The organism is Streptomyces sp. NPDC001410 (genome assembly GCF_042895235.1).
Classification (GTDB): Bacteria; Actinomycetota; Actinomycetes; order Streptomycetales; family Streptomycetaceae; genus Streptomyces.
Window position 1 is genome coordinate 1 of sequence record NZ_JBIAWE010000038.1, and the last position, 14,452, is coordinate 14,452.

Genomic DNA, 14,452 nt, shown 5'->3' on the forward strand with positions numbered 1-14,452 from the left:
AGACTTCGAACACCTCCCCCAACGGCACGGGAGCCTCGTGCGTTGCGCACCCCGTCGGCGTCACCCGATCAGTGGCCGTGCTGAAAACGCTCATTGCCTTCGCGCGGGCGCAGATCGGTGACGCCTACGTTCTCGGCGCCACCGGCCCGAACTCCTGGGACTGCTCCAGCCTCCTGCAGGCAGCCTTCAAGCAGGCCGGCATCAGCCTGCCGCGCGTCTCTCGGGACCAGTCGACTGCCGGCACCCCGGTCTCGCTGAACAACCTCCAGCCGGGCGACATCCTCTACTGGGGCAGCGCGGGAAGTGCCTACCACGTGGCCCTTTACGTGGGTGACGGCAAGTTCGTCGGCGCCGAGAACCCCTCCACGGGCATCGTTGAGAAGCCGCTGTCCTGGTCCCCGCCGACCGGCGCGGTCCTGGTGCTCTGAGGACGCCCGCGCGAACAGTCGTACCGGGTGACGGGCCACAGCCGACCGCAGGAAGTAGCCCTTCCGGTTCATCCCAGGTGAAGGCATGTCTCGATCAGGCCGACTCGCCACCTTCGCGGAGAACACCCGAATAGCGGCGACAGATGCGACGCAACGTCATGCCCGTCTAACACCTCGTGACTTGATCGCGGAGGGAGCACGTAACTACTAAGTTTTTTAGCTCCAGAGTTTGAACTGAACACAAGATAATCATTAGAGTCTAGCTCGAACCTTCGCAGCGGTGATCGCTCACAACGGGTGAGCGACGGCGGAGGGCACCGCCCACCGGTGTGTCGGTAGGCGGCTGAAGGAAGAAGGAGCTTCGCCTCCGTGGCGTCCCACCGTCGACCCAAGCAGCCGAGCCGCGCACGTGTGACCGTGCTGACCACCGCAGCCGCCGCTGCCGTCGCCCTGAGCGCGAATGCCGCCAACGCCGCGCCGAGCGAGAAGCTCAGCAAGGACGAGGTCAAGGCGAAGGTCGACAAGCTCTACGAGGAGGCCGAGAAGGCCACCGAAGAGTACGACGGAGCCAAGGAAAAGCAGGGGAAGCTCCAGAAGGAGATCTCCACCATCCAGGACAACGTCGCCCGGGGCCAGGAGGAGCTCAACAAGCTGCGCGAGGGTCTGGGTTCGCTGGCCACCGCCCAGTACCGCTCCGGTGGCATCGACCCCTCCGTCCAGCTCTTCCTGTCCTCCAACCCGGACGACTTCCTCGACAAGGCCTCCACGCTCGACCAGTTGAGCAGCCAGCAGGTCGAGGCCCTGAAGAAGATTCAGGACAAACAGCGCGAACTCGCCCAGGAGCGGGCCGAGGCCACCGACAAGCTCAAGGACCTCGCCGCCACCCGCACGGAGCTGGGCAACAAGAAGAAGGAAGTCCAGGGCAAGCTCGCCGAGGCACAGAAGCTGCTCAACTCCCTGACCGCCAAGGAGAAGGCGGAGCTGGCCGCCAAGCAGCAGCGCGCCGACCGCTCCTCCAGCGAGCGCGTGAACCTCGGCGACGCCCCGCCCGCCTCTGGCCGGGCCGCCGCAGCCTTCTCCGCCGCTCAGAGCAAGATCGGCTCGCCCTACGTCTACGGCGCCTCCGGCCCCTCCTCCTTCGACTGCTCGGGCCTGACCTCATGGGCCTACGCCCAGGCCGGCGTCTCCATCCCGCGCACCTCCCAGGCGCAGGCCAACATAGGCACCCGCATCTCCTCGGCGAGCGACCTGCAGGTCGGCGACTTGGTCTTCTTCTTCAACGACTTGCACCACGTCGGCCTTTACGCGGGCAACGGCCAGATTCTGCACGCACCGCGCACCGGCACGGTCGTCCGTTACGAGTCGATGGACACCATCGGCGGACCGTTCATGTTCGGCGTCCGCGTCTGACCCTGCCCCGTCCAAGATCAACGGGGCCACGCTGGAACCTTGGACTCAGGGCCGGTAGACCATCCCCGGCTGGGGCTTGGCCGGGGCGAGCAGCTGCGACACCGTGACGATGGTGTAGCCGCGCTGCTTGAGAGCCTTGAGGATCCCCGGGACGGCGGGCACGGTGCCTTTGTGCAGGTCGTGCAGCAGGATGATGCCGTCGCGGTCAGTCTGGTCGAGCACCCGCTTGGTGATCAGGGCCGAGTCGGTCGTCTCGTAGTCCTTGGCAGTGACGCTCCACAGCACCTGCGCCAGACCCAACTCCTTGCAGACCTTGGCCACCTTGCGGTTGGTGCGACCCTGTGGCGGACGCATCAGGATGGGCTTGGTGCCCGTGATCCTCTCGATGGCGTTCTGCGTGCGGGTCAGTTCCTGACGGGCGTCGTCCGTGTCGATCTCCGTCAGGATCTTGTGGTTCCAGGTGTGATTGCCGATTTCATGGCCCTCGTCCGAGATACGACGGAGAATCTCGGGGTACCTCCCGATGTGGCCCTCGCCCTGCACGAAAAATGTCGCGTGCAGATGCTCCCGCTTCAGGATGTCCAGCAGCCTGGGGGTCGTCAGGCTGGGGCCGCCGTCGAAGGTGAGGGCCACGCACTTCGTCTTGCGGCAGTCCACAGCCCCGGCCACCGATCCCGATGCCTGGTTCCGGGCGGCGCGCGGCGACGTGTGATCGTACGTCGTGACCGTCAGCGCAATGGTCACCGCGACAGTCACGACGACGGTCACGGCTGACGCGACGGCGATGAGTATTCGCGACCGTCGTATTCGCACGTACCGGGGCACGGGTGGCCTTTCCCTGGATCGGATGATTGCCGACGTGCTGATTGACGGCTTTTCCGGTCCCTAGGTTCATCCGCGCAGGTGTGTTCTGTGTCTGTCGTGTGGAGCGGGAGTCCGGCGAGGACCACAGAAGGGGACGAGACACTTCCCAATGCCGTTGTCAAGCCGCGGTGGTGACTGGGGGTGAGGTTTGGTAGAGTTCTCCGTCACGGATGATGGCCCACAGGACGAGCGGGAGCCTTCCGGCCAGTACCCAGGCGCTGGTCTCCCGGCAGGCGGCGCGGAAGCCTTCGTCCCGCTCGTACAGATCGCGCCCTTCCGCATGCAGGCACACGAAGGCCGCGTCGCACTGGAGTTCCACCCAACCGAGGACGCGGCTGCGGCCGTCGTCGATGCCCAGGTCTCGTAGCGCGCTGCTGATCCTGTTACTGTCCCTGCCTCCGCGCCTTCCACTCCGCGCGTTCCGGCGGGTACCCCAGCGCCTGCAGTGTGTACGCGCTCGGGCCGTCCGGGACGAAGAAGTCGACCTGCGCGAAACGCTCGTACGCCCACTGCGCGATCTGCCGAATCCGCCCGACCGAGAAGTAGCTGTTGAACGGGCCGACTCCGATGCAGGCGTGCTCTGCCTGAGCCAGGACGTCGGCGCACGCGGCGCTCAGCGGGGTCGCGACGAGTCCGCCCACTGGGGCGGCCGTCATGTTCCCGGTCATGAGGCCACCGCCGTGAGCTCCGGTTCGGGACGTGCGGCCAGGCAGCCCGAGCGCGCCAGCAGCCTGACGCAGCCGGCGCAGAACGCGCCCGTCGCCGCGAGCACCCACCAGGTCAGCTCCGGGTACCCCAGGCGGTCGGCGGCGTCCCATATGGCACCGGTGCTGAGGTTGCCCAGGGTGATTGCCCAGCCCCGCGACGGTGTTGTAAAGCCCGTAATGGGTGGCGACGAGGCGTCCGCCGGCGAGGGAGACAACCGTGTCCATCTCGAACGGGTAGACCATCGCGGTGCCCAGCCCCAGCAGGGCGACCGCCAAGAACAGCGGTGCCAGCGCCACGCTCCAGACCAGTGGGCCGCTGTCCCGGGTGGCCGGCTCGGCGTCGATGAGCAGGGGGAGGAAGGCCGCGCCCATGAGCGCGATGCCGTACACGATGGCACGCTGGGACGACCAGCGCGCCCGAGCCCATGCCGTGATCTTCAGCTGGCCGGCCACGGCGACCGCGGCCGAGACGGCGAACAGTGCCGTGGTGACCGCGTCGCCCCGGTCCGGTGCGGCGCGCTGTGCCTGCAACGGCAGCGCGAGGTACACCTGGAAGGACAGGACGTACGAGCCGATCACGGCGAGGGCGAAGAGGAGGAACGGACGGTTGGCGACGACTGTGCGCCAGTCCGCCAGCACGCCACCGGGTTCGGCTGACGTGCCCCTGCGGGTTGGCAGCATGCGTAGCTGGATGACCGTCAGGGCGAGGAAGATCACTGCGGCCACGGAGCAGATGAGCCGGAAGTCAGCGGTCAGCAGGGCGAGTCCGATCAGCGGGCCGACGAACATCCCGGCCTGGTAGAAGACGTTGAAGGCTGCGAAGGCCTCCACTCGCCGCTCCCCCGCCTCCTGCGCCAGGTACGCGCGGACGGCCGGATTGAACAGTGCGCCCGCGAACCCGGTTGCCGCCGAGGCCACGACCAGTGCCGGAAGTGAGCTGACGAAGCCGAGCAGGCCTAAGCCGACGGTCCGCAGGACGCACCCGGTCGTGATCACGCGTTTGTAGCCGAGCCGGTCGGCGAGCGTACCGCCGACGAGGAACATGCCCTGCTGGGTGAAGTTGCGCACCCCAAGTACCAGGCCGACTGCCCAGGCGGCCATGCCCAGGCCGTCCGCGAGATGCACGGCCAGGTAGGGCATGAGCATGTAGAAGGCGGTGTTGATGGTGAACTGCTGGACCATCAACAGACGACTGCACCCGTTGAACGAACGGAACTGAGTGGCAAGGGACTTCATCGCGCGAACCCCTCCGGCACCGTTACGTTGGTGCAGCGCGTCCAACGCTCCACCGTGCACTCCCCGGGGTGCGTGATTTCGTCCGGGTCGCCAGCGGGGAAGCACCGGAGAAGGTCGTGCCGACGGCAGTAGTCGTCGCTGTAGACCGTGTTCCAGTAGCGGTGGACACCGTCGGGGAAGATCGCCGCGATCCGGGTGCGCTCGGGCTCCGTACGGGCCAGCCAGTTCGCCACAAGGGCGACCGCGCCAACGCTCCAGCCGCCGCTGGCATAGTGCCCGCGGGCCAGTTGACGGCAGGTCCACACCGCCTCGCCCGGGGCTACCCAGTGGACCTCGTCGAAGGCCGCGTGGTCGACATTGGCGGGATGGATGCTGCTGCCCAGGCCGCGCATGAGGCGCGGACCGGCGGGCTGGCCGAAGACGGTGGAGTTGACCGAGTCGACGCCGACGAGCTTCAGTTCCGGGTTGAAGGTGCGCAGGGTGCGGGCAATGCCGGCCGAGTGGCCGCCGGTGCCGACCGCCGCGACCAGAACGTCGATCCGGCCGAGCTGGACGACGAGCTCCAGGGCGAGCGGGGCGTAGGCGGCAACGTTGTCGGGGTTGTTGTACTGGTCGGGGCACCAGGCCGACGCCGTACGTGCGAGCAGCTCTTGCACGCGCGCGCGGCGCGCTTCCTGCCAGCCGCCCATCGGATGCGGCTCGGTGACCACGTCCACGTGCGTTCCGAGCGCGCGCAGCTGGTGCACCATCAGCGGCTCCATGCCGGGATCGGTGACCAGGGTGACCGGATGGCCGTACGTGATCCCGGCCAGCGCCAGGCCGAGACCGAGGGTGCCGCTGGTGGACTCGATGATCGGGGCGCCTGACGTGAGATCGCCGCGCTTGCGTGCCGCGGCGACCATGTGGAGCGCCGGGCGGTCCTTGATGCCGCCAGGGTTGGCGCCCTCCACCTTCGCCCAGAAGCCGCGGCCCGCCGGGTTGAAGGGTTCTCCGATCCACAGGACGGGGGTGTTGCCGACCATGCCGGCCGGTGACCGGCGCGGTGCTCCGGCAGGTTCGGGGAGTTCGTGCGCCGCGAAGAAGGAGGTGACGTCGGGCGACGTGATGCTGCGCAGGGCAGTGCTCATGGGGGTCCTCTCGCGGCCCCGCTCAGATGGGGGGCCGCGTGTCTGCCGTACGGGTGAATGTGCCGGGAAGCCCAGCGGTTCACGCCGGGCGGCACGCTCAGGTACGGCTGACGCAGACGAAGCGCAGCAGGTGGGATCCCCCAGGAGTCGCACCGGCCGCCGGGCCCCCTCCCCCTGGCGGGGCGCCGAACGTCTTGGGGTCCACCACGCGGTGACGCAGGGAAAGCAGCGCGATCAGCGTGAACGCCAAGAGCAAGGCTCCCGCGGGTACACGCAAGTCGGCGGGCCAGTCGGCCGGATCGCAGCACGCGATGCCGTGCCCCGTATGCTCGTCTGCTCCCTGGATCAGGGCACAGTCCGCTGTCTCCAACGCGGACCGCAGGCTGTCCGCTCCGGCCTCCTCGTGCATCGCTGACGCGGCCATTGCCGTGACATGCGAGCGCCCCTCGGCCGGATGCACGGAGCACGCGACCACATGGGCCAGGAGCATCAGCACCAGACCCACGAGGAGAGCGAGGGCCGGCTTGCGCACCCCCGCGCAGCCGGCAGATTCCTGCGGCATGCGACAGATCGTAAGCAGAACATCACTATCTGGCACGCTTGGTCCACGCATGGGTGAAATACTCCGCCTCGTCGTCCCCCGGCAAGCAAGCCACTAAGATCCTTAGCTGACGCCAGGTGGCGACCCCGAGCCGAGAAACCCGCCCGCCGGTCGGCGCGGACGGCGGCCGACCACATCCAGACGGTGCGGAAAGAGCAGATCACTACGCTACCGACCAAGGTAGTTAACGGAGTCTAAGAACCGGATGGAGCGCTCTCCACAGCCGGCATCGTTCACTCGTCTGCACCACACATGGCGCCGCATCAGGTTCTTAGCTGATGAGACTTGTAGTGGCCGACTAGCAAGGCTAATCGCAACGCCCTGCTCACCGCCGACCACGACGCCCTCGCGGACAGGCGGGCGTCGACGCCGCGGGACACACGCGAAGAGGCGCCTTCGGCGGTGGGGCCGGCAGGCGTAGCTGACGGTGTCGCGAGCGTAGGTCTGTGCCTCGCCCCTTCGTACTACTGCACTGATGTCGGCGAGCAGACGGCCGAACGCGAGTGGCATCGACCTACTTCAGCACAGACCGGCAAACACAGCCCTCGGAAGGGCCGACGCATCGGAACCGGCTCGATCACATGCGCGTCAGCCGGCGCATGGCGAGGGACAGTTCGCTGAGCTTCGTCTCCGCGTGCTCCGGGTCCGAACGGGCCGCGTCCAGGACGCAGTGCCTTGCGTGGTCGTCGAGCAGGCCCAGGGCGACCTCCTGGAGAGCCCGGGTGACGGCGCCGATCTGGGTGACGACGTCGACGCAGTACCGGTCCTCGTCGACCATACGCGTCACCCCACGCACCTGGCCTTCGATCTTGCGCAGCCGGGACAGGTGATCGGCCTTCTGGTCGTGGTAGCCGGGCGGTTCGGCGACCCGTGGCACGTGCCCGGGGGCTGTGGTCATCTCCGTACGCCTCCTCTCCATCTCTCCGCATGTACGCACGCGCAAGGGCCCGGATTCAATCTGGACCATGGATACCCTCACCGCGTAGGGGCCTGCCGTCCCGTCCACTGGGCCGACAGGCCCCGTGCGCGCCGTCGCCCGCGTCAGGAGGGTGGTGGTGACCGCGCGACTCACGCCGTCCTTCGCCCGCCATCGCGGGGCCGGTACCCGGGGAGGCGGGCTGGGCGGCCTTGATGAGGGGTGCCTTGCCTGCCGCAGTCCGCGGGATGGTGTCGACGTGCAGGACGTCGATCCGTGGCGCGATGGCGCCGTGGGCGGTCAAGGCATCGGCGACGGCGGATGCGAGTGCGGCGCTGTCGGTTGCGCCGCGGGCACCGCTGAGCAGGACTCGGATGTGGTCGGGCTGCTGAACGACCTGCCAGCCGTTGATGGGCAGCGGGTCGAACAGCCTGTGGAACAGGACCGGGTGGACGGCGGTCTCGCCGCCGGTTTCGGCGGGGAGTGTCATGATCTCGTCGGTGCGGCCTTCGATGCTGTGGATGAGCGCGAACGGGCGTCCGCAGGTGCCGGTTGTGCCCGTCAGGCGGAGTCGGTCGTCAATCTCGTAGCGGATCAGTGGCAGGGTGCGGCTGGACAGCACGGTCATCAGCACTTTGGCGCCCTGCTCCCCGGGCGGCACGGGATGGTTGTCCTCGTCCACGATCTCCGCGATGATCAGGTCCTCGAACAGGTGCATGCCTTCGTGGCGTTCGCATTCGGCTGCGTTGCCCCCGCCGCCTTCGGTGGTGCCGTATCCCTCGAACAGGACGGGGCCCCAGGCCTCTTCGATCCGCCGGCGGGCCTCGGCGGTCAGCACTTCGGAGCCGCTGAGGACGAAGCGTGGGGTGAGGTGCAGCCGTCCGGCCAGCTGCTCGTCGGCCAGCATGCGCAGGATGGACGGGTAGCCTCCGAGAATCTGCGGTTGCCATGCCTCGAGCCGTTGGGCGATCCGCGTGAGCGGTTCGGTGGCCCCCAGCCGCAGGGTGGGCATCAGCGGGCCCAGCGTCGTGAAGGTGAGGGCGCCCTGTACCGACATGTGCCACGGCAGGTCTGAGGCGACCGACCCGGTCCGCAACCGATTGCGCAGACCGATCGGGACACCGGCCCACCCCCGGAGGCGGCCGAAGGAGGCGAGGAAGGTGGCCCACTCCACGGGATCGAACAGGACGAGGGCGGGGTGGCCGCTACTGCCCGAGGTGGCGCACACCCGGTAGTGGTCGAGGTAGCGCTGTCCCGTGCCGGCGGCCACATGCGCGCGCAGATCCGCCAGGCGAACGCGACGGTCGGTGACCAACTCGTCGAAGTGCTCCATCAGCAGCGCCTTGGTCAGCACTGGAAGGTCCCGCAGCGGCGTGTCGGCGAGCCCTGCGTGGAAGCGCCGATAGAACGGGGACCGGGCGTAGGCGTGGGCGCGCAGTCGCCGCAACGCGTCGGCCTGGTAGGCCTTGAGCTCGGAGCGGGTCCAGGTTTCGTGGCCGCGCAGCCGAGCCTGGGTGCGCATCAGCAGGCTGACGAGGATCAGGTCCATCGCTCGCCCCTCCTTGGCCGGCTACCCGCGATGTGCGCTCTCCGGATTCCTGCCGGTCGAAAGCCGGCTCGGCTCGGACGCCCTGGCGCAGCCTGATCAGTTGTAGCCGTCCGGATCGGGGGTGTAGCCGTCGCAGACCAGGAGCGCGACGACATCACAGATATCCACGGTTGGCGCCCTTTCCTGCCGGACCCACAACTTCAACGCTCGCCCCGGCAACCCGTACGGGGTAGGGGACCATCGGCCCTCTGCCAGGGCCGAGAGGCTCCTGTATCCGTCCCCGTCACGGAGGGAACCTGGCCCGATCAGGCAATCCACGCCGGTGGAAAGACTCTGCGGTCGGCGGACCAGGGAAGCGAAGGTGACACACACACCGCGGTACTCGTACGGCATCAACCCGGTGCCCGATGCGGACAGCCGTCCCATTGAAGAACCTGGTGATCGCACCATGCCTGTCGTGCTTCAGACAGTGATCGCTACCGGTGTCCTCGCCGGTATCGCGCTGTTGAGGGCTGGATTCACAAGAGTCCACGGCGGAGGCGCCCGGGGAACTCGCGTCGCTGGACCAAGGTGGCGTGGTCGAGCAGCAGGGCAATGGGATGTGTCCGATAGTCCCGTGGCGAGATCGAAGAGGTCGGGAGGACATGATGAACGACCTGGTCTTCTCCATGGATTCACCCGAGGCGACGCTCGCCACGGTTGGCGGTAAGGGAGAGAGCCTCGTCCAGCTCACCCGGGCTGGATTCCCCGTTCCCCGCGGGTTCTTGATCGGCACCGCGGCGTACCGGAAGTTCGTGCAGGCGAACGATCTCCAACGGCAGATCGTCGCCCTGGCCAGGAGCGGCGCAGGGACGGACTATGAGGCGGCCTCGAAGGACATCCGCCGGCTCTTCGAGCGCGGAAGCATGCCGCCGGAGGTGGCGGAGGCGATCCGACAGGCTCATGCCGCGCTCCGCCCGGAGGGCGAAACACCGTGCCCGGTGGCGGTTCGCTGCTCGGAATGCCACTGCGCCGACGCGGCGTGCGGACCGCCCGGCGAAAAGGTGCCGATGGCGGTCCGCTCCTCGGCCACGGCAGAGGATCTCCCCGGTGCGAGTTTCGCGGGTCAGCAGGAGACCTTTCTCAACATCGCTGGTGAGCAGGAGGTGTTGCTGGCGGTGCAGCGGTGCTGGTCCAGCCTGTGGACACCGCGGGCCCTGGCCTATCGCGCGCGCCAGGGGATCGATCCGGACACCGTCAGTCTCGCGGTCGTGGTGCAGAAGATGGTCGACGCCTCGGCGGCCGGGGTGCTGTTCACCGCCAACCCGCTGACGGGCGCGCGGGACGAGGTCGTGATCGACGCGGCGTGGGGCCTGGGAGAGGCCGTCGTCAGCGGCCTGGTGACCCCGGACCACATCACCGCCGACAAGGTGACCGGCGAGGTCAAGCAGATGGAGGTCGCCGACAAGACGGTCCTGACGGCACCGACGGCGGGCGGGACCGGCGAGCGCGCTGTGGAGGCGGACCGGCGCGGCTCAGCGGTGCTGGACGCCTCGCGGGTCGCAGAGCTCGTGCGCCTGGGCGCGGCTGTCGAGGCGCACTACGGCGCGCCCCAGGACATCGAGTGGTGCCTGGCCGACGGCCGGCTGTGGATCGTCCAGTCCCGCCCGGTCACCACCCTGCCGCCCGAGCCGGTGCGCTGGGACAGCCCGGTGCCGGGCGCGAAGTGGATGAACGACCTGCAGGCCGCCGAATGGGCCACCGAACCGCTCTCACCCCTGGCCGCGACGACGACCTTCGCCGCCATGGTCACCGCCCGCCAGCGCAAGTTCCAGATGCAGAAGTCACCCTGGTATGTACTGATCAACGGCTGGCTCTACATCCGCGCCGACTTCCGGTTGCCCGCTACGGTGACCCGCTGCGTGTGGTGGGCCGGGCGCCTGGCCGCGGGGACGATGGACAGGCATCGCATGGTACGGCGTACCTGGCCCCCGCGGCTGAGGGTCCTGGACTCCCTGGAGAAGACCGAACCGGCGAACCTTTCGGACGCCGACCTGCACGCCCGAGCGGCCCGACTGCTCAAGGAGCTGGGCTGGTGGTGGTGGGAGGTCACCTGGGGCCCGGCAGCAACGATCATGTGTGAGCAGATCATCGGGAAACTGGGCGTCCCCCACCTCACCGACCCCGTCGTCCTCTTCCGGGGCAACGACAGCCTGCTACTGGAGGCCGAACGGGCCCTGCGCCACGCAGCCGACACCGGCGAGACCGCCGCCTACCTGGCACGCTTCGGCCACTTCGTGGAAAGCGCCGACCCCCTCCACCCGACGCTGCGCGAGTCGCCGGAACTCCTCGACCAGTACCTTGAGATGGCCCGCCACAGCCGGACCGGCCCCGACGAACGCCTGGCGCGCTCGCGCCTTCAGCGGACTGAGGCCGAAGGCCACGTTGGGGCGCTGTCCGGCATGCGCCGCGTGGTCGCCGAACGCATCCTCCGGGGCGGGCAGAGCCACGCCGCGCACGTCGACGACAGCGTGTTCCACTTCCAGCGCGTCCTGGCGCTGCTGCGCGCCGCCTATCTGGAAGTCGGGCAGCGACTGACCGGCATGGGGGCCGTACAGCGCGCCGAGGACGTCTTCTACCTCAAGCGTCGCGAACTCACCGGACCACAAGACCAGCTGGCGACGCGGGTGGCACACCGTCGCGAACTGCGCGAGCGCCACAAGAGGCTCGCCCCGCCCCCGTTCGTCCCGCCGCGCGATGACCCCGCGTGGGGCCGGGATCGGACACTGAGGCTCTTCTCCTCGCTCATGGGCGAGACCGTCATCAGGCGCGGCACGCAGGAACGCGAGGGGCGGCGCGTCCTGGTGGGCACGCCGGGCAGCCCCGGCCGGGCGCGCGGCATCGCCCGGATCGTCACGGGCCCGGAGGACTTCCGGCGCTTCCAGCCGGGCGATGTGCTCGTCGCCCACGCCACGACGCCGGTCTGGACGCCCTTGTTCAACATCGCGAGTGCCGCGGTCACCGAGGTCGGTGGCAACTTCTCGCACGCGGCCATCGTGGCCCGTGAGTTCGGCATCCCGCTGGTGAACGGCGCGCTCGACGCCACACGGGACATCGAGGAGGGAACGCCCGTGCTGGTGGACGGCTCGGCAGGCATCGTCGAGCTGTGAGCTGACGGAAAACAGTCGCTCGTCGGGGCAGGCGGCCGATAGGGCCGTTCGGCCCACTACTAAGGACATTAGCGCCCTGCTGTGTGCCATGCCGCCGGGGCCACGGTGGAGAGGTCCGTAACGGCCGGTGGCGAAGGCGCTGGTCACGACGACTGGTCCACCGGCACCCCTCCTCCACGAACGGAGGCAGACATGGCGACGCTGATCGGGGTGGCACTGCTGACATGGGCGGTCCTCGACACCGCACGGCGGGTCGTCTTCGCACGCGGACGGTGCGGCGTGCTGCTGGCCCGGCTCGGCGGACGGCGTGCCGCGGCCGGCGCCGCCGAATGCCGTCTGGTGAGCCTGCTGCTGGCGGGTCGGATCGGTCGCGCCGGCTACCGCCGGGCGATGGCCGGCCTGGCCCACAGGAGCTGCCGTCCGAACGAATGCATCCCTGTGCTACGCCGCGTCCTCGGCACCCGGAGACGGACCACGTAAGGCGAGCAGGGCCGTCCGGCCCTGCCCATCGGGGAACACCGGCCCCCTGCACGGCTCGGTCAGCCCCTGCCCGCCGACGGGCGACAGGCTCAGGCTCAGGCTCGAAATAGAGCACCCATACCGGATGAAGGTATTCCAGCAACGATGCCGAGGAGGCAACATCATGAAGAGCAACAAGCTACCTCTGTACGCCATCGCCGCGGCGATCCTGGTCGTCGGGCTGGTTGCTCTGGGCGTGCCTCCCGGGACCGTGCTGCTCCTGGCCGTCCTGGCCGGCTGCCCGCTGATGATGTTCTTCATGATGCGCGGCATGCATGACGAGGACATGCACGGCGGGCACGACCACACGAACCAGTCTGCCGACGATGAACGCGATGCTCTGCGCAAGCGGGATCACCAGCACCCCTACGGCCATGGCCGTACCTAGGACGGAGTGGCAAGGACGCCTCCGCCACCACACAAAACGGTTGAAGGCAGCACCATGAGTGCCCTGTCGGCGATCCTGGCCGGCTCGCTGATCCTGGCCGCCGTGGTCTACGACCTGGCCCGCCTGGTGACGGCGCGCGAGAGCCGCCTCCCGCCCCTGGCCCGGATCCGGGGCCGTCGGGCCGCGCTGGAGACCGCGGAGACGTGGCTCGTGGGCCTGCGGCTGCACGACCGGATCGACGCGGCCACCTACCGCACAAGGATGCACAGTCTCGCTGCCGGAGAGCGCACCTCAAGGAGGACGTGATGGCTGACGCCGCATACGGCCTGTGGCCGCTGGTGGTGCTCAACACCCTGCTGTTCATCGCCTTCGCCGCGAGCTTCTTCCATCCGAAGAGCAAGCGGGACTGGCGGGCGATGGGCGCCTACAGCGCGTTTTTGGTCGCACTGTTCACCGAGATGTACGGCACCCCGCTCACCATCTACCTGCTCGGCAGTTGGCTCGGCTCACGCTTCCCGTTGCTGAAGGACACCCATGCGGGCGGCCACCTGTGGAACGATCTGACCGGCTGGACCGGCGACCCGCACCTGAGCCCCTTCCACCTGGCGAGCTACGTCGCCATCGGCGTCGGCTTCTGGCTGATCGCCGCCGGATGGAGGGTCCTGCACGAGGCTGCCCAGCACAATCGCCTGGCCAGCACAGGACCGTACGCCCACGTGCGGCACCCGCAGTACGACGGCTTCCTGCTCATCATGATCGGGTTTCTGCTGCAGTGGCCCACCATCCCCACCCTGATCATGTTCCCGATCCTGGTGTACGTGTACATGCGACTGGCCCGCAGCGAAGAGCGCGAGGTCGCCAAGGAGTTCGGCGCCGACTGGGACGCGTACGCCGCCCACACTCCGGCATTCTGGCCGCGCTTCGGGAAGCGCCGCGACACCCCCACCGCACCGCCGCCTCGGCAGCACGACCGCGCGCCGGGCCGGACCGCAGTGCGGAGGCCCCAACCCGACCAGCTCGAACAGCCCGGGAGCAAAAGCTGACAGCGCCGTCCGGACGCTCCTGCCCTTGAGAAAACCACCTGGATCAGCGCACCCGGCGATGCGGAGGTGAGCGTGATGACGTTCCTCGCCCTGGCCCTGGTGGCCGTCCAGTGGCTGACCACCGCACTGGGCGCCGCCCATCTCTTCCGGCGTCATCGGCAGGACCAGGATGCGCTGCCGCGATCTCTTCACCTGGTCGCGCCCTCACTCCTGGGGGTCTCGATGCTGCCTCTCGCCCCTCTTCTCGCCTTCCACGCGTCCGCCGTGCTCTGGGGCCTGTGGGGCGCTGGATGCATCGCCGCTGCGCTGGTCCACGCCGCCGCCGACGCCGCCCGGGACATCCCCCGGACGCGCACCACTACTCCGGCGGTCCGGCCGGGGCCGACTGAGCCGCGATGACCCGCTTCGCCGTGCTCGTGGCCACGGGAGTGTGGAACTCGCCGCCGAACAGGAAGCGACACCGGCATCTACCGGACCACTCTGTCGTCAAACTCGCAGTCGTCGCGGTCTCCGGC

The 14,452-nt window shown here is 68.7% G+C and carries 13 protein-coding genes and 2 pseudogenes; 8 read left to right on the forward strand and 7 right to left on the reverse strand.

What is annotated here, in order from left to right; genetic code table 11:
- On the forward strand, positions 1-428 hold a 428-nt coding region (locus tag ACFY3C_RS44630), incomplete at its 5' end, for a C40 family peptidase (protein ID WP_390775021.1).
- A 369-nt stretch (positions 429-797) separates the two neighbouring features.
- On the forward strand, positions 798-1,838 hold the full coding sequence (locus tag ACFY3C_RS44635; RefSeq protein WP_390775022.1) for an NlpC/P60 family protein: 1,041 nt from the start codon (positions 798-800) through the stop codon (positions 1,836-1,838).
- A gap of 45 nt (positions 1,839-1,883) precedes the next feature.
- Here the strand turns inward: ACFY3C_RS44635 and ACFY3C_RS44640 are convergent, their stop codons facing one another.
- The 7 genes and pseudogenes from ACFY3C_RS44640 to ACFY3C_RS44670 form a co-directional block, all read right to left on the reverse strand.
- Positions 1,884-2,606: a polysaccharide deacetylase family protein gene (locus ACFY3C_RS44640; protein ID WP_386575214.1), complete on the reverse strand. Its 723-nt coding sequence runs from the start codon at positions 2,604-2,606 to the stop codon at positions 1,884-1,886.
- Positions 2,607-2,820: 214 nt separating this feature from the next.
- Positions 2,821-3,370, reverse strand: a pseudogene (locus ACFY3C_RS44645) (tRNA-dependent cyclodipeptide synthase).
- A pseudogene (locus ACFY3C_RS44650) lies at positions 3,367-4,645 on the reverse strand (MDR family MFS transporter). The pseudogenes ACFY3C_RS44645 and ACFY3C_RS44650 overlap by 4 nt, the downstream one beginning before the upstream one ends.
- Positions 4,642-5,772 carry a PLP-dependent cysteine synthase family protein gene (locus tag ACFY3C_RS44655; RefSeq protein ID WP_390775023.1) on the reverse strand — a complete coding sequence of 377 codons (1,131 nt, stop codon included), beginning with the start codon at positions 5,770-5,772 and terminating at the stop codon, positions 4,642-4,644. The pseudogene ACFY3C_RS44650 and the gene ACFY3C_RS44655 overlap by 4 nt, the downstream one beginning before the upstream one ends.
- 97 nt (positions 5,773-5,869) lie before the next feature.
- Positions 5,870-6,334, reverse strand: a complete 465-nt coding sequence (locus ACFY3C_RS44660) for a hypothetical protein (RefSeq protein ID WP_390775024.1) — start codon at positions 6,332-6,334, stop codon at positions 5,870-5,872.
- 616 nt (positions 6,335-6,950) lie between these two features.
- Entirely contained in the window at positions 6,951-7,271 is a 321-nt protein-coding gene (locus ACFY3C_RS44665) for a metal-sensitive transcriptional regulator (protein WP_390775025.1), read from the reverse strand.
- Between the two features lie 55 nt (positions 7,272-7,326).
- Entirely contained in the window at positions 7,327-8,838 is a 1,512-nt protein-coding gene (locus ACFY3C_RS44670) for a phenylacetate--CoA ligase family protein (protein ID WP_390775026.1), read from the reverse strand.
- A 644-nt stretch (positions 8,839-9,482) separates the two neighbouring features.
- On the opposite strand from ACFY3C_RS44670, the gene ACFY3C_RS44675 reads away from it, so the two are divergent.
- The 6 genes from ACFY3C_RS44675 to ACFY3C_RS44700 all read left to right on the forward strand — a co-directional run bounded on the left by ACFY3C_RS44675 (position 9,483) and on the right by ACFY3C_RS44700 (position 14,336).
- Positions 9,483-11,987, forward strand: coding sequence for a PEP/pyruvate-binding domain-containing protein (locus tag ACFY3C_RS44675; protein ID WP_390775027.1), 2,505 nt, complete (start codon positions 9,483-9,485; stop codon positions 11,985-11,987).
- Between the two features lie 192 nt (positions 11,988-12,179).
- On the forward strand, positions 12,180-12,467 hold the full coding sequence (locus ACFY3C_RS44680; protein ID WP_390775028.1) for a hypothetical protein: 288 nt from the start codon (positions 12,180-12,182) through the stop codon (positions 12,465-12,467).
- Between the two features lie 163 nt (positions 12,468-12,630).
- Positions 12,631-12,894: a hypothetical protein gene (locus tag ACFY3C_RS44685; RefSeq protein WP_390775029.1), complete on the forward strand. Its 264-nt coding sequence runs from the start codon at positions 12,631-12,633 to the stop codon at positions 12,892-12,894.
- A 54-nt stretch (positions 12,895-12,948) separates the two neighbouring features.
- Positions 12,949-13,200, forward strand: coding sequence for a hypothetical protein (locus tag ACFY3C_RS44690; protein WP_390775030.1), 252 nt, complete (start codon positions 12,949-12,951; stop codon positions 13,198-13,200).
- Positions 13,200-13,937, forward strand: a complete 738-nt coding sequence (locus tag ACFY3C_RS44695; protein WP_390775031.1) for a methyltransferase family protein — start codon at positions 13,200-13,202, stop codon at positions 13,935-13,937. Before ACFY3C_RS44690 ends, ACFY3C_RS44695 begins: the two co-directional genes overlap by 1 nt.
- A gap of 75 nt (positions 13,938-14,012) precedes the next feature.
- Positions 14,013-14,336: a hypothetical protein gene (locus tag ACFY3C_RS44700; protein ID WP_390775032.1), complete on the forward strand. Its 324-nt coding sequence runs from the start codon at positions 14,013-14,015 to the stop codon at positions 14,334-14,336.
- Positions 14,337-14,452: the final 116 nt, after the last annotated feature.